Source organism: Microcoleus sp. MON1_C5 (assembly GCF_036701875.1).
GTDB lineage: Bacteria > Cyanobacteriota > Cyanobacteriia > Cyanobacteriales > Microcoleaceae > Microcoleus.
Window position 1 is genome coordinate 32,943 of sequence record NZ_JAUBRN010000054.1, and the last position, 18,047, is coordinate 50,989.

Annotated in this window: 13 protein-coding genes and 2 pseudogenes; 8 read left to right on the forward strand and 7 right to left on the reverse strand. The window is 47.2% G+C overall.

What is annotated here, in order from left to right; all coding sequences use genetic code 11:
- The first annotated feature begins 7 nt into the window (after nucleotides 1-7).
- The 4 genes from ssuD to QUA71_RS22435 all read left to right on the forward strand — a co-directional run bounded on the left by ssuD (nucleotide 8) and on the right by QUA71_RS22435 (nucleotide 3,499).
- Nucleotides 8-1,189: an FMNH2-dependent alkanesulfonate monooxygenase gene (gene ssuD / locus QUA71_RS22420; RefSeq protein ID WP_333288399.1), complete on the forward strand. Its 1,182-nt coding sequence runs from the start codon at nucleotides 8-10 to the stop codon at nucleotides 1,187-1,189.
- Entirely contained in the window at nucleotides 1,186-1,971 is a 786-nt protein-coding gene (gene ssuC / locus QUA71_RS22425; protein ID WP_333288401.1) for an aliphatic sulfonate ABC transporter permease SsuC, read from the forward strand. Before ssuD ends, ssuC begins: the two co-directional genes overlap by 4 nt.
- Before the next feature lie 94 nt (nucleotides 1,972-2,065).
- Nucleotides 2,066-2,458, forward strand: coding sequence for a carboxymuconolactone decarboxylase family protein (locus tag QUA71_RS22430; protein ID WP_332959825.1), 393 nt, complete (start codon nucleotides 2,066-2,068; stop codon nucleotides 2,456-2,458).
- A 36-nt stretch (nucleotides 2,459-2,494) separates the two neighbouring features.
- Nucleotides 2,495-3,499, forward strand: coding sequence for a 2-oxoglutarate and iron-dependent oxygenase domain-containing protein (locus tag QUA71_RS22435; protein WP_333288403.1), 1,005 nt, complete (start codon nucleotides 2,495-2,497; stop codon nucleotides 3,497-3,499).
- A 23-nt stretch (nucleotides 3,500-3,522) separates the two neighbouring features.
- On the opposite strand, the gene QUA71_RS22440 is transcribed toward QUA71_RS22435, so the two are convergent.
- The 3 genes from QUA71_RS22440 to ssuE all read right to left on the reverse strand — a co-directional run bounded on the left by QUA71_RS22440 (nucleotide 3,523) and on the right by ssuE (nucleotide 6,743).
- Complete coding sequence (locus QUA71_RS22440; protein ID WP_333288405.1) at nucleotides 3,523-4,911, reverse strand: FAD/NAD(P)-binding protein; 1,389 nt, start codon at nucleotides 4,909-4,911, stop codon at nucleotides 3,523-3,525.
- Between the two features lie 206 nt (nucleotides 4,912-5,117).
- Nucleotides 5,118-6,152, reverse strand: coding sequence for a sulfonate ABC transporter substrate-binding protein (locus QUA71_RS22445; RefSeq protein ID WP_333288407.1), 1,035 nt, complete (start codon nucleotides 6,150-6,152; stop codon nucleotides 5,118-5,120).
- A 33-nt stretch (nucleotides 6,153-6,185) separates the two neighbouring features.
- Entirely contained in the window at nucleotides 6,186-6,743 is a 558-nt protein-coding gene (ssuE, locus tag QUA71_RS22450; RefSeq protein WP_333095597.1) for an NADPH-dependent FMN reductase, read from the reverse strand.
- A 653-nt stretch (nucleotides 6,744-7,396) separates the two neighbouring features.
- On the opposite strand from ssuE, the gene QUA71_RS22455 reads away from it, so the two are divergent.
- Nucleotides 7,397-8,182 carry an ATP-binding cassette domain-containing protein gene (locus tag QUA71_RS22455; RefSeq protein ID WP_333288409.1) on the forward strand — a complete coding sequence of 262 codons (786 nt, stop codon included), beginning with the start codon at nucleotides 7,397-7,399 and terminating at the stop codon, nucleotides 8,180-8,182.
- A gap of 157 nt (nucleotides 8,183-8,339) precedes the next feature.
- Here QUA71_RS22455 and QUA71_RS29365 read toward each other — a convergent pair.
- The 3 genes and pseudogenes from QUA71_RS29365 to QUA71_RS22470 all read right to left on the reverse strand — a co-directional run.
- Nucleotides 8,340-8,639, reverse strand: a pseudogene (locus tag QUA71_RS29365) (IS1 family transposase); the annotation flags it as partial.
- Nucleotides 8,640-8,720: 81 nt separating this feature from the next.
- Nucleotides 8,721-9,377 (reverse strand): hypothetical protein, encoded by a 657-nt coding sequence (locus tag QUA71_RS22465; RefSeq protein ID WP_333288411.1) that lies wholly within the window; start codon nucleotides 9,375-9,377, stop codon nucleotides 8,721-8,723.
- 25 nt (nucleotides 9,378-9,402) lie between these two features.
- Nucleotides 9,403-9,690, reverse strand: a complete 288-nt coding sequence (locus QUA71_RS22470) for a hypothetical protein (RefSeq protein ID WP_333288413.1) — start codon at nucleotides 9,688-9,690, stop codon at nucleotides 9,403-9,405.
- Between the two features lie 132 nt (nucleotides 9,691-9,822).
- Between QUA71_RS22470 and QUA71_RS22475 the strand changes: the two genes are divergently transcribed.
- Complete coding sequence (locus tag QUA71_RS22475) at nucleotides 9,823-13,491, forward strand: NACHT C-terminal alpha/beta 1 domain-containing protein (protein ID WP_333288415.1); 3,669 nt, start codon at nucleotides 9,823-9,825, stop codon at nucleotides 13,489-13,491.
- Between the two features lie 833 nt (nucleotides 13,492-14,324).
- Complete coding sequence (gene katG, locus QUA71_RS22480; protein WP_333288417.1) at nucleotides 14,325-16,553, forward strand: catalase/peroxidase HPI; 2,229 nt, start codon at nucleotides 14,325-14,327, stop codon at nucleotides 16,551-16,553.
- Nucleotides 16,554-16,793: 240 nt separating this feature from the next.
- Here the strand turns inward: katG and QUA71_RS22485 are convergent.
- A pseudogene (locus tag QUA71_RS22485) lies at nucleotides 16,794-16,901 on the reverse strand (IS1 family transposase); the annotation flags it as partial.
- 223 nt (nucleotides 16,902-17,124) lie between these two features.
- On the opposite strand from QUA71_RS22485, the gene QUA71_RS22490 reads away from it, so the two are divergent.
- Complete coding sequence (locus tag QUA71_RS22490; protein ID WP_333288419.1) at nucleotides 17,125-18,039, forward strand: phytanoyl-CoA dioxygenase family protein; 915 nt, start codon at nucleotides 17,125-17,127, stop codon at nucleotides 18,037-18,039.
- The last annotated feature ends 8 nt before the right edge of the window (nucleotides 18,040-18,047 follow it).

Sequence of the window (18,047 nt, forward strand, 5' to 3'; positions counted from 1 at the left end):
AATAAAAATGGAATTATTTTGGTTTATTCCAACTCACGGAGACGGACGCTATTTAGCCTCAGGAATTGGCGGGAGATCTTGCAATTTTTCCTACTTAAAGCAAATCGCTCAAGCCGTCGATCGTTTAGGATTTACGGGCGCTCTGCTTCCGACTGGACGCTCTTGCGAAGACGCATGGGTAGTAGCTTCATCCCTAATGGCTGTTACAGAACAAATGCGTTTTTTAGTAGCAATTCGTCCTGGATTAATGTCTCCTGGGGTAGCAGCACGGATGGCAGCAACATTTGACCGGTTATCTAACGGACGCTTATTGATTAATGTGGTGACAGGCGGCGATCCGGTGGAATTGGCAGGGGATGGAGTGCATCTGGGTCACGACGCACGTTATGAACTGACGGATGAATTCTTGACTGTTTGGAGAGATATGCTTGAAGCTAGTAACTCGACTAACGGGCGAGAGCAAGAAGTCAATTTTAGCGGTGAATACCTTGAAATAAAGGGCGGAAAACTTTTATTTCCTCCTGTACAAACTCCTCATCCTCCGTTATGGTTTGGCGGTTCTTCGCCAATAGCACAACAAATTGCCGCTAAACATATTGATGTTTATCTTACTTGGGGAGAACCGCCACAACAAGTAGCGCAAAAAATTGAAGCTGTGAAAAAATTAGCGGCAGAACAGGGTAGAACTGTGCGTTTTGGGATTCGCCTTCATGTCATTGTACGCGAAACTGAAAGCGAAGCTTGGGAGGATGCCAATCGATTGATTAAATATGTCGATGAAGATGCGATCGCAGCCGCCCAAAAAGCTTATGCTAGGATGGATTCTGAAGGGCAGCGGCGCATGACTGAACTGCACGCAGGCAGCCGCGAAGCTTTGGAAATTAGCCCCAATTTGTGGGCGGGAATTGGCTTAGTAAGAGGCGGTGCCGGTACTGCTTTAGTGGGAGATCCCGATACGGTTGTCGCGCGAATGTTGGAATATTCCGAATTGGGAATTGAAACTTTCATTTTTTCTGGTTATCCCCACTTAGAAGAAGCATATCGAGTGGCTGAATTGCTATTCCCCCGCTTGCCGCTGAAAAACCAACCGACTGTACATCAACCGCAAATGTTTAGTCCTTTTGGCGAAATTGTTGCCAACGAAAAATTTCTCCAACAAAAACAAGTTATTCCTACGAGTGCGTCATGAATAAAAAATGGCTCAAAAACCCCTATTTTCAGCAGGTAATCCCCTGGATTGTACCAATGCTGCTGATTGTTAGCTGGCAATTATTGGTGCAGGTGGGTTGGCTTTCCACAAGAGTTTTACCAGCACCAACAGGTGTTTTAAGTGCAGGAATTAGATTGGCAATTAGCGGAGAACTGTTTCACCATATCGGAATTAGTGCTTGGCGCGCGCTGGTTGGTTTCATCATAGGCGGAGGAATTGGTTTGACTCTAGGTTTCCTCAACGGTCTGTGTCCACTCGCCGAAAAGCTGCTAGATACTTCTCTACAAATGGTGCGTAATATTCCACACCTCGCCTTAATTCCTCTAGTAATTTTGTGGTTTGGAATTGGCGATCCAGCTCGCTTGTTTTTGGTGGCTTTGGGTGTGTTTTTTCCAATGTATATCAATACATTTCACGGCATCCGCAGCGTAGATGCCGGGTTGATTGAAATGGGAAAAGTTTATGGCTTGAGTGCCAGGTCTCTTTTGTGGAAAATTATTTTGCCTGGGGCCTTGCCTTCAATTTTGGTAGGTCTGCGATATTCTTTGGGGATTATGTGGCTGACGCTGATTGTCGCAGAAACAATTGCGGCGGACTCTGGTATTGGTTACATGGCAATGAATGCTCGCGAGTTCTTGCAAACTGATGTAGTGGTGGTGAGCATTATCATGTATGCTTTGTTGGGTAAGTTGGCAGATGCGATCGCCAGGAAGTTAGAAGAGAAATGGCTTGCTTGGCATCCCAATTATCAGCCAGCTTAGGTTGACAAAAGAAGCCCTAAGAAAGAAAGATGAGAGTGTCCCATTTTTTTTTCTTAGTTCCTCTAGAAATTACAGCTACAAACCCCTGTCAGCTATGACCCATTTGATTGAATACGAAGACGCAAGTGATGAAGTACGCGCAGTGTATGACGATATTCGCGCGACACGCAAAACCGAGTACATCAACAACTTTTGGAAAGCGATCGCCAACCATCCGCCTACCCTGCAGCGTACCTGGCAGAATGTGAAGGAGGTGATGACGGGTCCGGGAGAACTCGATCCCCTCACCCGCGAGTTAATCTACATTGCTGTCAGCGTTACAAATGGTTGCCCCTACTGCATTTCATCTCATACAGCCGGAGCGCGAGCCAAGGGAATGGATGATGCCATATTTGGGGAACTGATGGCGATCGTGGCAACCGCCAACGCTACCAATCGACTGGCAAATGGCTATCAAATTCCGGTAGATGAACAATTCAAATTATAAAAGGCGTTCAATCTTAACGACTTATAAACCTTCTCTATGGCAACTGAATTAACAGTAGATGTTTCTCAGATTCCCGTTATCGATATTAGTTCGCTGGTATCGGATAATCCTGTAGATACAGTTGCCAACCAAATCCGAAAAGCTTGCTGCGACACGGGTTTTTTTTACATTGTCGAGCATGGTGTAGACCAAGGCTTGCAAAACCGTTTGGAGCAACTGAGCCGTCAGTTTTTTGCTCAAGATTTAGAAACTAAAATGCAAATTCGGATGGCGCTGGGAGGTCGGGCATGGCGCGGCTACTTTCCGGTTGGAGGTGAACTGACGAATGCTAAACCAGATTTGAAAGAAGGAATTTATTTCGGATCGGAATTGAATCAAACCCATCCGGCTGTTCAAGCGGGTGTTCCCATGCACGGAGCAAACCTGTTTCCAGATATTCCTCTTTTTCGCGAAATAATACTAGAATATCTGGCGGTGATGACTCAACTGGGTCACGCAGTAATGGCTGGAATTGCCCTGAGTTTGAACTTAGAAGCATCTTACTTCCGCGATCGCTATACGACAGATCCCCTGATTTTATTTCGCATCTTCAACTATCCACCACAAAGCAATCCGCAAGGGCAATCCTGGGGAGTGGGAGAGCATACCGATTACGGTTTGCTCACGATTCTCAAGCAGGATGATTTAGGTGGGTTGGAAGTGAAGACAAAATCAGGCTGGATTGATGCTCCCCCGATCGCCAACTCATTTGTTTGTAACATTGGGGATATGCTCGATCGCCTCACAGGTGGACTTTATCGGTCTACTCCCCATCGAGTCAAGAATGTGTCAGGACGATCTCGCCTCTCATTTCCATTCTTCTTCGATCCCAATTTCAATGCTGAACTCCACCCGATCGAAATCAAGGGAGCGATCGTCGATGACAACAAGAACGAACGTTGGGATAAAGCCAGCGTTCACGAGTTTCGCGGCACTTACGGCGATTATGTGCTGAACAAAGTTGCAAAGGTTTTTCCCCAATTGCGCCAGGAAGTTTTTTGAGATACTCCCCGGACTGGCGGCGACTACAACACCGTCGCAGCCAGTGCCCGTGCCTGCTCGCGCAGTTCTGGGACAGCAATCGTTTCCCATAAATCACCTCTGCGCGGGGTACCCAAAGTATAGAGCAGACTTGAACGGTTGCCCCCAGCATCTAATACGGCCCCATCAGCGGCAGTATCCAATCCCAAACCGATGTCGTTGGGGCGGATCAACGCTCGGGCGCGCAAATTGGCGATTAGGGATTGGGGCAATCGGCGATAATCTATTTGTACCCCTGTGCAATTCACCGCGCGGGTGACCTGCAAGACCCGATTCGTTTGCGTTTGGCGATCGCGAACGGTAACAGCCACCCCATCAGGTGCCGCTTGATAGTCCTGAATGCGCCCTGCGGTAACTGTCAGTTGCCCTGATTCCAGCATTGCCCGGACAACATCCCCCATTTCAGGGGCAATCCGATGCCGGTGCACATCCCAATAGGGGCTGGCATGGCGCAAAAACCGTCGCTGCTCGACGCGGCCGAGTTGTTGCCAGAGTTGCTGGGTGATGGGACGCAGGGAATCGATCGCCGATCGCCAGTCGCAGCCCTGCTGGGCCGCCGTCTGCACCTCGCTCCGAATGCACCGCAGCAAGCCCCGAATCGTTTTGGGCGCGGTGTCTGGGGTCAAAAAGGCGGGATAGGGTTTGGTCGATCGATGGGTCAGCGGCAACAAGCCCCGCCGAGACACGGCGTAAATTTTGCCTTGATGGTGGCTGTCGTGGAGCGACACCACCATATCCATCATTGTCAGTCCAGTGCCAATCAGCAACACCGGCGCATCAAGCTCAAGCCCAGCCAACGCCGAAGCTGACCAGGCATGGCGGAGGTAGGGGGTGTCATCGTCCTCTGTTTGCGATGCACTGGGAACTGCTGGCGCGTTTCCCACTGCCAGCACAATTTTGTCTGCCACGAAAGCACGGCCGCTCTGCAGGGAGACGACCGCACATGAGGCTTGTGGCTCCACGGCCACCACTTCATCGATGACGCGCGACAGCCGGACGTTACTCGATGCCGCGGCTTCAGCTTCCTCCAGAATCGACTGAATGTAAAGCCCGTAGATATGACGGGGAATGAAACTGCTGGCGTTCAGGTCCTTGGGCAGGAATGCCGCCAATTCGCTGCGGTTATTGTGCAGCCAGCGCAGCAGATGACCGGGATCGTCGGAAAAGGCACTCATCTTGCCTGCAGATACATTCAGCAAATGGCTGGTGTCATGGGTGCTGTATGCAACTCCTAGGCCAATCTCGCGACTGCGATCGATCAGCTCGATCAGCAGGGGTCGGTTGGCTGTTTTCAACAGGTGAACCGCTACGAGACAACCACTAAAGCCAGCACCGACGATCGCGATCGTTGTTATAGGAGCGGAAGTCAGCATTTTATGAACCCTATCAGCATCAAATAGGATAGGAATGTATAGCCTTTCTCAGTAACATGAGGTACTATCTGGCATAAGGCATAGGGCATAGGGCATAGGGCATACCTCACCACGCTTGAGAACCGCTATATTTATTTTTAAGACATCGGATCTATAAAAATAGATCGCTGCCTCTGTGTCCAACACTTACCCACAAGCGGGGATTTTTAATTACCTGGTTTCCAAACTACTTCTTCTACTTTGAGCTGCTTGGGAATTAAGCCGAGTTCAAAAAAAGTATCGGCAATTTCCTGTTGCTCGGCAACCATATCAGCTTGGATCGGTTCAAATCCATAACTCCGCCGTCGAGTGACTACATCTAAGATAGAAACATCAACGTTCAAAATGGGAGCGAGAATCTTGACTACTTCTTCAGGATTCGCATCAGCCCAAGTCGCTACTGCTTGAGTTTCTTCTCTAATTGCCTCAATGATTTTGACATTCGGCTGAGCAAATGACTTATTAGCTAAGTAAAAATCGCGGTTAGCGGCTAGTCCTTTACTATCTTTAACAACACGAACATCTTTTTGCGCTTGAGCTGCTGCATAAAAGGGGTCCCAAATTGCCCAAGCATCTACGTTACCTTGTTGGAAGGCAGCTCTGGCATCGGCTGGTGTCAGGTTAGCAGGCTCAATATCAGTCCATTTTATCCCGGCGGATTTCAGTGCTTTTGCTAATAGGTAATTGGCACTTGAACCTTTTGTAAAAGCTATTTTCTTACCTCGCAAATCTGCCAGGGTTTGAATTGCCGAATTAGCAGGGACTAAAATACCTGAACTGCGGTCTTTGGGCGCGCTACCGCCAATGTAAAGCAGAGGTGCGTTAGCAGCCTGGGCAAAGACTGGAGGAGCGTCCCCGGTGCGCCCGATGTCGAGGCTGCCGACGTTTAGTGCTTCCAGCATCGGGGGGCCTGACTGAAATTCTTTCCACTCAACGGATACACCTAGAGGCTGCAAGCGTTTCTCTAAACCGCCTCTAGCTTTGACTAGGGTGAAGGGGTCGAATTTCTGATGACCGATGCGGACTACCTTAGCTGGAGTTGCTGTGGGGGAAGCGGCGGGGCTTGCAGAGGTGGTAGCGGGGGGAGTATTGTTACAGGCGGCGATCGCCCAATTCAAGCCGATTCCTAATAGAAATAGCACTGCTAGGGAAAAGTGCGATCGCCATAATTGAGCGAGGAATGAAATCAGTCTTTTGAGCATAAACAATAATATTGTTTGTTGCTAAGTTGCCAATCAGAGACTTCCAACTAATTCGGGTTTGCCAGTTTGCAGGGCACCCACAAACTCTTGCAACTGCGATCGCAGTATTTGTTCTGTTTCCTCTTCAAGTTGTACGCTTGTTTCGTCATAACTTTGGATCTGCGTGTCTAAAACATAGACACCAGCCAAGATATGACTAGCGCCCAGCTCGGATAACACTGGTTTGAGGGCGTAGTTAATTGCTAATAAGTGACCCAGCGTACCTCCGGTGGCTATGGGGAGAATAACTTTACCAGCTAAACTCTTCTGCGGTAGCAAATCTAAGTAAGCTTTGAGTACGCCTGTGTAGGCTGCTTTGTAAACAGGTGTGGCGATGATTATGCCCTTGGCTTCTACTACTAAATCATTGACTGCTTTTAAGTCTGGGTTCGCGAATTGTCCGTAAATTAATACCTCTGGCGGGAGATCGCGGACGTTGATAGATGCCGTACTTAGTCCCTCTTTCTCGACAGCGCGGCGGGCGTATTCCAGCACCGCAAAAGACCGGGATGGATGAGACGGGCTACCTGCGATCGCAACAACATTAGGCATTTAATAGTCCTCCTATTTTTGACTCATTTAAAAATGAACGATTTACGGTACAGTCAATAATTACGGTAACTCTACCGATTTACCGTATTTTATAGATAGTAAGCTAGCACGGTCAATTTTAAAAAGCAAGTAAGTTGAGATGTAAAGTTTGATAACTCTTATACAAATTTTGTGCGATCGCGAATCTCGGTCCAAAGCAACTGTCCGGTTATTTCCCCCAATACAGCAGACTCTCACCGGACTCAAAAACAGAAACCGGTTCGCCACCGGATGCGGGTTCACCCAGAAGTAAGGGAAGGAGAGTTACCCCTGATAGTCGCTAGAACAAGCAGAACCTTTACAGGAACAGGGTTTGCTCGTTCTTAACAATTATTTATCAAAGTTCCCGAATTTTGGGAAAAAATTCCCTTGCTTTTTGTAAATACCTATGCAATACTCTTGTTTGATTGTAAAACACTATAACTCGACTGACTTACAGTAGATTAAAGTTAGAGATGCTAATCTGCTCTTCACCCAAATCGGTGAGCAGCAGGCTCATTAACACTTGCTTAACAGCAACTTTTGCAAGCGAACTAAAGTTAGCACTTAACTTTTAACTGTTAATTATTATGAGCCTGTGCGATGAATTGTGAGATATATGGAGGTTTTTTAAAATGGAATCAGGACTCTCAGGAATGCGCTTAGAATTAGTAAAACTCCAGAAGTCATTTGGAAATATTGAAATTTTGCGGGATATCAACCTCGAAATAAATCCCGGAGAATTTGTAGCAATTGTGGGTCGCAGTGGATGTGGCAAAAGTACCTTGCTGCGCTTAATTGCCGGACTAGAAATTCCCAGTCAAGGCACGGTCTTTCTAGACGGAAAGCCGTCTAAAAAACTTAACTCTAAAGTGAGAATGATGTTTCAGGATGCACGGCTACTACCTTGGCAAAAAGTGCTGACCAACGTGCAATTAGGGCTACTAAATGCCAAAGAAAGCACTCGCTATAAAGCCATGCAAGTCCTTCACGCTGTAGGGCTTGGCGATCGCGCCAGCGATTGGCCGGCGGTACTCTCCGGCGGTCAAAAGCAAAGAGTTTCTTTAGCAAGAGCCCTCGCCTGCGAACCCGACTTGCTGCTGCTTGATGAACCCCTCGGCGCGTTAGATGCTTTGACCCGTATTGAGATGCAGCAATTGTTAGAAAATTTGTGGCAAGAAAAAGGATTTACCGCGCTACTGATCACTCACGACGTAGAAGAAGCAGTGGTGCTAGCTGATCGAGTTATTTTAATAGAAAATGGTCAAATAGCAATGAACTGTTATATTGATATCCCACGACCGAGGCAGAGAGGAAATGCTGTATTTGCTGCGAAAGTAGAGACTATTTTGCAGCGCGTTATGGAACGCAAACAAAGTAGTAAAGATGCAGAAAATTATGCAATAACTGCGTTTCGGTAAACGGTTGTTGTCAGAAATTATCTCAATAGCAACTTGTGTAGATTAGTCTGACTGATTATGCTAAATTTTCAGGAGAATGCCCACTAATTAACGCTCGGATTTCACAAGTATTAAAGTTTTGCAAGCTGAAGTGATTCGGCTTGAAAGGGTTTGGTAGTCATGCACAGTAATGATATGGTTTTCTTATGCAAGAATTATAGTAGCATACACAGTTAAACATTGCTACCCTATGGTTTTGCAGTTTTTTTGAGAAAGACAAGGTTTTACGAACCAAACGAGAAAATAGCGACCGTAAAGTATTATTAAGTCTTTAAAGATGACTGGTTTTTCCCGATTCTTTGCCTACAAGTCGATGTCTTTTAAAAGGTAGCACTTCTGAATAATATTTCCAAAAATCCGTATAAAAAACAACACATGGTCTATCGACAGGAGGTAAAGATGGCCAGAGCTGGGACGCAAATTTTTTGAGCGGTCTCCAATATAAAGCCTAGCCTATCAAGTCAGACGAGCGATCGCACTTTCGCAAGAGGTCTAATGATTAAGCACTTTGGGGAAAGTCCCAACCAACAATAGGTTGCAAGCCAAGGATTTTGATTTCTTTGGTGGGGCGGAAGATGCCTTGATTTACGTCAATTCCCACAGATTTTAGTTGCTCAAACCCGTTTTTCTGGAATGGGTGAGAAGGACTGGTGGTGTTGTTGAGCATCCACAGACGAGGATTGTGCGTTTGGTATCCTTCCCAGTTTCGAGGATAGTCAGGGCAATCGAGAGGATTTTTCCAGCCTTTATATTTCAGAACTTGCAGACACCAAGCACGGCATCCCCATTCATCGGGAGTTGGATCTTTGGGCTTAATTATCCCATCGCCACTGAACCAGTCTAGGTTAGGGATTTCTCCTGGGGAACCGTTTTCACGCCATAGAGTAAGGTAACTTGGCGGTTTAGTGGCATAGTGGCTACCTTCATGGAGGATATTCCACCAGCGATCGAAGGGTGGTCTGATGGAGATGTGACTGATGTCCAGTTTGCATTCATCTTGAAGAAACTGCCAAACTTCTGTTTGTGTGGGAATGATGAAGTTTTGAGTGTTGGTTTTTGTTTGGCGATCGCATTCTGGATAGTTGGAAGCTGCGGTTGCACATGAGTCGTGGAAGTTGCAGTCGTTGTAGTTGATGCTTGAGTGGTTGTTATTCATTGCAGTTACTCCAATTTCTCATTCATCAGTTGTTCGGTTTGGCTTGGTTCGGGGTGTATGAGACTGTCCAAGCGTTTTTGGCACCAATCGCTTGGGCAATCCAGGCTTTGTGTTGATAGGGTTTGCCTTGTTTTCGGGCGCGATAGAGAGTGGTGGTAGATACGCCGAGAAGGTCTGCTGCTCTCTGGGTGGTGCAAGATGGTTCAATTACCATAGGGCGTGAGCGGTTCTTGGAGTTTTTGGGTTGGTTGCGATCGTCTAGGCAAACGGGTTCACAGCCTGGAATAGGTAGGCTAAGTTGAAATGCTTTCATTCGCTAAATCTCTGAAACCTATGTCTGATGGGATGTTTCAACGATAGTCGGCGCTAGGGTCAGCGATCGACTAACTGGAGTTAGCAATTTGTTAGCATTGATTCAGCAAGAACTTGATGACGGTTAATTAGGATGCCCCCTATTTCAGATCAACCAGAAGAGAACTTTGACGAGGCTGAAAACAGGTTTGAGCTGAAAAAATTGAAAGCCGCTCTGGAAGCTAAAAAGGGGGGTGAAATCACGGCAACACTCTGGAGATACTTCAAAGGTGTACTTTGCGGAGAAACAACTGAAGACATTGCTAGTAAATGCGGAGTTGAGAAGGAGACTGTTCGAGTTGCCCTAAATAGAGACATAAAGGATTACCTCATAGACATCCTTCAACCCCGACAAATAAACAGGATGAGTTGGGGTAGCGTTCCTAAGTGGCTCACAGAGGCTGGATATGCCTTACCGGAGTCAAGTAAAGAACCTGACCTGATTAACTGGGGAGAAGTTTGCCGTGCGATGCTCAAACCCAAGCGGGAACTTGCCAGCAATCTGTTTACCTCTGGCATGGGGATAAAGTTTGAACTCGATGATATTCATGTCCCTTTAGGATTGGTTGAGCGCCCTCAAAAGGTTCAGCGTCGTGATGATTCTTGTCCAGAAGAAGGTTCACGAGTATATCGAGAAGAAAAGGAGAAAATCACCCCCATCGACTACGATGATTTTTTCCAGCAGGTTCTCGCCAACCAGCAGAGTCCCAAGAGTAATGGTAAGCGTCTCAATATCATTGGTGAACCAGGTGCAGGAAAAACAACCCAGTTGTTGAAGATTGCTGATTGGGTGTTGGATGAAACTGAGGATTTGCCGATTTGGATTTCTTTAGGAGTAGTTGGCGAAAAGCCTCTACAGGAGTATTTGCTCAAAGATTGGCTGCGAGATGCGGCGGGTAAGTTAGATGCTGCACCGCCTGAATGGGTGGAACAGTTAGAAAAACACTTAAAAGATGGGCGAGTGTGGTTGCTGTTGGATGGTGCAGATGAAATGCAGGTCGCTGACCCCTTGGGAAAACTTGCCGAATTCGTCAGAGTTCCCTTGCTGAAAAATGTGCGGGTGGTGCTGACTTGCCGACTGAATCTCTGGGATGCTGCGGGGAATGCTCTGTCTGAGTTTGATACTTACAAGATGCTGGATTTCAGCTATGGAGATGGCAAGAATTCAGATCAGGTGAAGCAGTTTATTGATAAATGGTTTGGGAACCCCTCGCCAGCCTTCCCCTACAAAGAGAGGGAGCAAGGAGCCTTCGCCCGCATCGGGGGGACTGAGGGGGGTCAACAATTACGGAAGGCTTTAGACGAAACTGGCAAAGAGCGAATCAAGGATTTAGCACGCCATCCTTTACGGTTAGCGCTGTTGTGTTTTACTTGGCAATCTGGACGAGAAAAATTACCAGATACCAAAGCTGAACTCTATGAGATGTTTGTTGAAGCGCTCTATGTCTTGAAAAAGGGGGTATTTCCCACCACCTCAGCACAGCAAAGAGACTTAAATGCAGCTCTTGGACGACTGGCTTTGAAGGCGATCGACAAGGGATTCAAGTCTATCCTGCCCCATAGTTTAGTTTATGAGGAACTGGAGAAACCATATCCCGAATTATTTGAGTTAGCTGACAAATTGGGTTGGTTGAATCAAGTAGGTGTTGAGCTAGAAAATTCACTCAAACCAGTTTATGCTTTCTTTCATCCCACATTTCAGGAGTATTTTGCAGCAACAGTGATTGATGCTTGGGAATTTTTCTTGCCACGTGAGCATAAAGATAAACCAGTAAAAGATAAAGAGAAATCGGTAAAATATAAACGCTATCGAGTTTTTGAGTTGCAATGGAAAGAGGTAATTTTACTCTGGCTGGGGCGTCAAGATGAGAAGCTAAAAGAGCAGAAAGAGCAGTTGATAAAAGGTTTAGTAGAGTTCTGCGATGGATGTGACAGTGAAAACTTGAACTTTTATTGGTTTCGAGCGTATTTTCTTGCAGCAGAGGGGATTAGAGAGTTTCCAAACTGCAAACTAGCAAAGGTGATTGTCGAGCAAGTAGCAATCTGGGCTTGCAGTAAACGCTGGTTGTCATCTGATCCTCTATCAGAGACAGCAAGAGAAATATTGAGATATACAGATCAAAGCAGAGCGATCGATGTTCTAATCCGCATATTACACGAAAGTCAGCCTACTCGGCATGACATGACTTGTTTACTAGCTGCTACTGGTTTATTAGAAATTGATTCAAGTCATCAGGAAGCTATTTCAGCTTTGACAACACTAATGAATTATTCCGATTTTGAACCTATTGAGTGGCTGGCTGCTAGAGTTTTACTGAAGAAATTTCCTCATCATCCAGAAGCAACAGAAAAATTGATAGGCGATTTAGATTGGGAAGACAAAAAGGAGTCATGGCGAACCTTTTACGGTAAGTCCGAAGAGATTGCTAATCTAATTAGAATGCTTTGCTCTAGTTCAGACAAATCAACTCGTATTAAAGCGGCTCAGAGTTTGATGAAAATTAGAGAAGTCACGGAAAATATAGGAAATTACACTCTTTCTGATTTGATTGAATCTATTCACAGCAATCAGTATGGTTCAATTGGTCACTATTATTTTTTAATGACTGATATACTGGGTCATATTGGCTTTGCCAATAAAGATGCTATTAATTTCCTGATTAGGATAATCGATAATTCAAATAGCTTTGATGATTTAAAACAGGATGCAATAGATTGGATTCGTAGACGAGCAATTGATAGTCTGGGAAAAATCGCCACTGGTGATTTAAAGGTAGTCAAGGTTTTGACTCAAGTTATATATGGTGATTCCCCAATAGAAAATCGCTATAAGGCAGCGATAAATTTAGGCGGTACAGCTAGTTATAATCCCATAATTTTACTTCATTTGATTGAATTTATTTGCACTGGATGGGTTAGAAGGAATGAACAAAATAATTCTTTGGGAACCGTCTCAAATTTTAGCGATTTTGAACGTCCAGAATTTAACGCATGGTATAGGGGGAAGGTTTTTTATCAACAAGCTCCTGAACTCCTACACGCAGCCACCCAAATAATATTTGCTGCACTTACTCAAGGTAATTTTTATCAGACAGTAGTTACAAAACTAAGTGGCTGCCTGCAAGAGGATACAGATAATCAGCACCATTCCTATAACGACCGTTATGAGTGCTGCTACCAGCTCATCTGGCACTGTGCCCAAAACATGAGCTATCCAGACTTTTATGAAGCATGGCACAGGCAATCCACCGCTACCCATCCTGCAGCACCTGACAACATTCCTGTTGGTAACTCTGCTGAAGCTCAAATCCTCGAAGCGCAAAACATCGAATTTAACCAACTGCGAACCTCTGCACACACTCATCCTCTGGCAATCAACTTACTATCCCTCAAAGAAGAGACAGAACAAGGAGCGATCGCGCAAAAACTCTGCAATAAAATCTACAAGCATCACGCTGTCAAAATTCCAGGGAAACCACCCACAGTCAAGAATGATGCTGAACTTCAACAACACCTCTTCGAGATTCAAGACAAGTTGCAGCGCCCAAACCTAGCTTTGGTTTTGTACATCAAAGACGCTAACGGTTTTTACCAGCCAACAGAGGAAGCGATCGCATTCTGCCAAAAACTTGCCGATCCAGACTTGGGGATTCACCTTGCTTGGATTACCAACCAGTCTCTTGAGCAACCCTTGAAGGATATTCAACCTGACCCACTAAAGCTGATTAGCAAGATTCAAAGCTGGATGGATGAAATTATATAGGATTACGTTTTGGTTTCTTCTACCCAGTTGCTAGACGCACCATTACATAAGTTACTCGATCTGCCTCAAGCCACGCGCGAAGCGGTGAGGAGTTACTCAAGTTGAGTGCAATCCATTACGAGGAAAGAGTTACTGAGAACCTGCAAAAGTTTTGTCCAAGTCAACTAGAACGGGATGTCCAAATCGTCTTCACCATCATCTACCGATAACTGTGATGGTGGTACTGGAGATAATGCTTCGTCAGGAATTACTTCCATCCAATATGGATGCTTGTCGTGAGTCACCTGGACAAACCAGGCTTCGTTAAGAAAGAAACAGACGTTTAACTCGTCCAACACCAAGCCCACCCGGAGGAACTGGATCGTCAGATGTGCATACCGCCAACATGAAGGAGCTTAAGGTGCGATCGAAGCACCGGGTAATGTTTTCCAACCGCTTGACGATTTGTTTCCTTTTCTGTGCGAGCCTTTTTCAGGTTCTTTTCCAAACGACGCAGGTCAGATTCTCTGCGTACATCACTCTCAACTACTAACCACAAAAAAATTTTGGATAAATTAACCCTAGTCGTTACACCGTCGCGGGTGTCTCAGCATCATGTGAGCTTTGTGGAAAGTGACCGCGCTCAACCAGAGCGCGTACAGGCTCACTCTTGGATTATTAATAATAACCGTTTGTTTCAAATTACAAATCTATTGTTTCAAATTATAACGTTGATTATATTTCTCTTAAATTATTTGCTTATCAATTATCCCAGTAATTACCATAATGCTATTTGTTGGCAAGACCCGCAGTACATCAAAAAACCTACCCACACACCTCGATAGGAAAATACTATGAGCAACGGAAGTGGATGCCCATTTACGGGCGGCGGTCAGAAATCTCAGCCCCGTCATAGGCCGTCGCACCGAGACTGGTGGCCGAATTATTTGAATTTGAGCATCCTCCACCAGCACACACCCCAGGCCAATCCTATGGGTGAGGCGTTCAACTACGCTGAGGAGTTCAAGAGTCTTGACTTAGCTGCCTTGAGGGCAGATATCTACGAGCTGATGACCACCTCCCAGGACTGGTGGCCAGCCGACTATGGCCATTATGGGCCGCTCTTCATCCGGATGGCTTGGCACAGCGCCGGCACGTATCGTATTGGCGACGGTCGCGGCGGCGCAGGTTCGGGTAGCCAGCGGTTTGAGCCGCTCAACAGTTGGCCAGACAATGCCAACCTCGACAAAGCGCGTATGTTGCTTTGGCCAATCAAGCAGAAATACGGCAAGAAGATCTCCTGGGCCGACCTCATGATCTTCGCCGGCAACTGTGCGCTTGAGTCGATGGGTTTCAAGACGTTGGGTTTTGCCGGTGGGCGCGTGGATGTCTGGCAGCCAGAGGAAGACATCTACTGGGGTTCTGAGAAAGCCTGGCTCGGCAATGAGCGTTACGAAGGCGATCGGGTGCTCCTGAATCCTCTCGCCGCCGTTCAGATGGGACTGATCTACGTGAACCCGGAAGGGCCAGACGGCGAGCCCGATCCGGTCGGCTCAGGGCGCGATATTCGCGACACCTTTGGTCGGATGGCGATGAACGACGAGGAGACAGTCGCGCTCACCGCCGGTGGGCACACGTTCGGCAAATGTCACGGTGCGGGCGAGGCGACGCACGTAGGGGCTGATCCTGGGGGTGCCACCATCATCGATCAGGGCCTCGGCTGGAAGAACGCCTTTAACACGGGTGTCGGCGTCGATGCGATCACCAGCGGTATCGAAGGCGCATGGACTCCCACTCCGACGCAGTGGGACAACAGCTATCTCGAAACCCTGTTCAAATATGACTGGGAGCTGACGAAAAGCCCCGCTGGCGCGTGGCAATGGAAGCCCAAGGGCGACGCGGGTGCGGGTACGGTGCCCGACGCGCACGATCCCTCGAAACGGCACGCCCCCATGATGACCACGGCAGATATGGCGATGAAGATGGACCCCATCTACAACCAGATTGCGCGACGTTACCACGACAACCCGGATGAGTTTGCCGAGCAGTTTGCCAAGGCGTGGTTCAAGCTGACGCACCGCGACATGGGACCGCGATCGCGGTATCTCGGTTCAGAGGTTCCCCAGGAAGAGTTCTTGTGGCAAGATCCCATTCCCGCAGTCGATCATGAATTGATTGATGAGCAGGACATCGCTGCCCTCAAGGGCAAGATTCTTGCTTGGGGACTGTCTGTCTCCCAACTGATTTCGACTGCTTGGGCGTCGGCGTCAACGTTCCGCTGCTCCGATATGCGCGGTGGAGCGAACGGGGCACGCATTCGTCTCGCGCCGCAGAAGGATTGGGAAGTCAACCAGCCAGAGCAGTTGGCAACGGTGCTGCAAACCCTGGAGGGAATTCAACAGGAGTTTAACAGCTCGCAGTCAGGCCGCAAGCGGGTTTCGCTCGCTGACCTGATAGTTCTGGGCGGATGCGCGGGCATTGAGCAAGCGGCGAAGAACGCTGGTCATGACGTGACGGTTCCCTTCAAGCCGGGACGCACGGATGCGCTGCAAGAAAAAACGGATGTCGAGTCCTTCGCGGTGCTTGAGCCAGCCGCTGACGGGTTCCGCAACTACACCAGCGGCAAACATAGCGAATCGCTCGAAGAGCTACTGGTCGATCGGGCGCAGTTGCTGTCCCTGTCAGCCCCTCAGATGACGGCTCTCGTGGGCGGCTTGCGCGTCCTGGGTGCAAACTTTGGAGGCTCTAAACACGGCGTCTTCACCGATCGGCCAGAGACGTTGACCAATGACTTCTTCGTGAACCTGCTCGACCTGGGTACGACGTGGAAGGCGACCTCTGAAGATGAGTATGAGTTCGAGGGGAGCGATCGCAAAACCGGCGAACACAAATGGACTGCTACCCGTGTTGACCTCATCTTCGGCTCCAACTCTCAGCTACGAGCCCTTGCGGAAGTCTACGGCTGTGTGGATTCGCAGCAGAAGTTTGTGAATGACTTTGTGGCGGCGTGGGACAAGGTGATGAACCTCGATCGCTATGACCTCCGCACAGTCTTAGCGAAAACCTCTGCGAGGAGTTTCTAGGCGTAACTTCAACCAATTATCCGCGATCCCAGATCGAGGCTACGTTAAACCGCGGCAATCCTAAATGCCGGTAGAAGCTAGAGACCAAAATGAGAGCGGCGTTTCAACTTGTCTTGAAACACCGCTCTCAGGTTTAGGCCCTGATGCCAAAGCTGTTTAGAAACATGAACGCGATATTAGTCACGTTGTAAGATGTGCCAATGGTATCGGGGTAGTAGTAAATATGTAGTGATTGAATATTTATTGCCTCAAAGTCGAGTTGTAAAGATGGACAAAATACCAAATAGCACCAATATGGTTTTCTAACTTTTTAGAAAATGAGAGAGTCTTTCTTACAAGATGTGACATTAGGTTAATGCTGAATAAGATCGATATAGGAGATAATATTCAGCAAAAGTGACAGATAACACCCAAGAACCCGGACTTAACCTGCTTTCGTTTCTGTTTAATCCCTTAAAATTAGGGTGTTATCCAGCAGATACGACGGATAATCTTGGAAGGTAAAGGTATTATCCAGCACATCTGTTGAATACTGAAGTTTCTACTGTCCCGGCTTAAACGGGTAGCCACGATGCTGATTAGACCAAAAACAGCCCTAAGTTCCCTAGGTTATGAACTAGATTGCCGTGAGGAGGCTTTTGGTTATCTAAGGGATTCCTCCGAGGTACTCGGACAGCCAGAGCAATTGCGACGGAGGATGCAACAAGACGGTTATTTATACTTAAAAGCCTTTCTTAACTCTCAAGAGGTTTGGCAAGCTCGTCAGGAAATTGCAGCTTGTTTAGCTGCTGAGGGAAGCTTGGAACTTGACAGTCCTGTTCTAGATTGCATCGCTAAACCGGGATTAAGCATGAATTTCCGTCCCGATTTAGCAAGCAGGAGTTCAACACTGAAAACACTGCTTTATTCGGGACGGATGATGGAATTTTTTGGAATGTTTTTAGGCGGTCAAGTCCGGCATTACGATTACACCTGGCTGAGAGCAGTCGCCCCAGGAAAAGGAACTTACGCTCATTGTGACATTGTGTATATGGGACGAGGAACTGACAAGCTTTACACGGCTTGGACTCCATTAGGCGATATTCCTTGGGAATTAGGCGGGTTAATGATTTTGGAAAATTCTCATCATCTAGAGACTATTAAAAATACCTATGGATGTAAAGATGTCGATCGCTATTGTGCCAACAGAAAAACGGCTTCTTTGTATGCCTCCAATCAAAAATCGTGGGATGGAGCCTTATCCAAAAACCCGGTTTCTTTGCGCTGTAAATACGGAGGACGTTGGTTGAGTTCCGAATTCGAGGCTGGAGATGTTCTGATTTTTGGTATGTTTACGATTCATGCCAGTTTGGATAACCATTCTCCTTCTATTCGACTCTCCTCGGACAGCCGTTATCAATTGGCATCGGAACCAGTGGATGAAAGGTGGGTTGGCAGCAACCCTATTGGTCACTCTACTGCTGCTAAGCAAGGTCAGATTTGCTAGAAGAAGAC

Excerpts from the sequence above, each read along its gene's own strand:
- ssuD (WP_333288399.1), top strand. The coding sequence starts at position 8 with ATGGAATTATTTTGGTTTATTCCAACTCACGGAGACGGACGCTATTTA.
- ssuC (WP_333288401.1), top strand. The coding sequence starts at position 1,186 with ATGAATAAAAAATGGCTCAAAAACCCCTATTTTCAGCAGGTAATCCCC.
- QUA71_RS22430 (WP_332959825.1), top strand. The coding sequence starts at position 2,066 with ATGACCCATTTGATTGAATACGAAGACGCAAGTGATGAAGTACGCGCA.
- QUA71_RS22435 (WP_333288403.1), top strand. The coding sequence starts at position 2,495 with ATGGCAACTGAATTAACAGTAGATGTTTCTCAGATTCCCGTTATCGAT.
- QUA71_RS22440 (WP_333288405.1), bottom strand. The coding sequence starts at position 4,911 with ATGCTGACTTCCGCTCCTATAACAACGATCGCGATCGTCGGTGCTGGC.
- QUA71_RS22445 (WP_333288407.1), bottom strand. The coding sequence starts at position 6,152 with ATGCTCAAAAGACTGATTTCATTCCTCGCTCAATTATGGCGATCGCAC.
- ssuE (WP_333095597.1), bottom strand. The coding sequence starts at position 6,743 with ATGCCTAATGTTGTTGCGATCGCAGGTAGCCCGTCTCATCCATCCCGG.
- QUA71_RS22455 (WP_333288409.1), top strand. The coding sequence starts at position 7,397 with ATGGAATCAGGACTCTCAGGAATGCGCTTAGAATTAGTAAAACTCCAG.
- QUA71_RS22465 (WP_333288411.1), bottom strand. The coding sequence starts at position 9,377 with ATGAATAACAACCACTCAAGCATCAACTACAACGACTGCAACTTCCAC.
- QUA71_RS22470 (WP_333288413.1), bottom strand. The coding sequence starts at position 9,690 with ATGAAAGCATTTCAACTTAGCCTACCTATTCCAGGCTGTGAACCCGTT.
- QUA71_RS22475 (WP_333288415.1), top strand. The coding sequence starts at position 9,823 with ATGCCCCCTATTTCAGATCAACCAGAAGAGAACTTTGACGAGGCTGAA.
- katG (WP_333288417.1), top strand. The coding sequence starts at position 14,325 with ATGAGCAACGGAAGTGGATGCCCATTTACGGGCGGCGGTCAGAAATCT.
- QUA71_RS22490 (WP_333288419.1), top strand. The coding sequence starts at position 17,125 with ATGCTGATTAGACCAAAAACAGCCCTAAGTTCCCTAGGTTATGAACTA.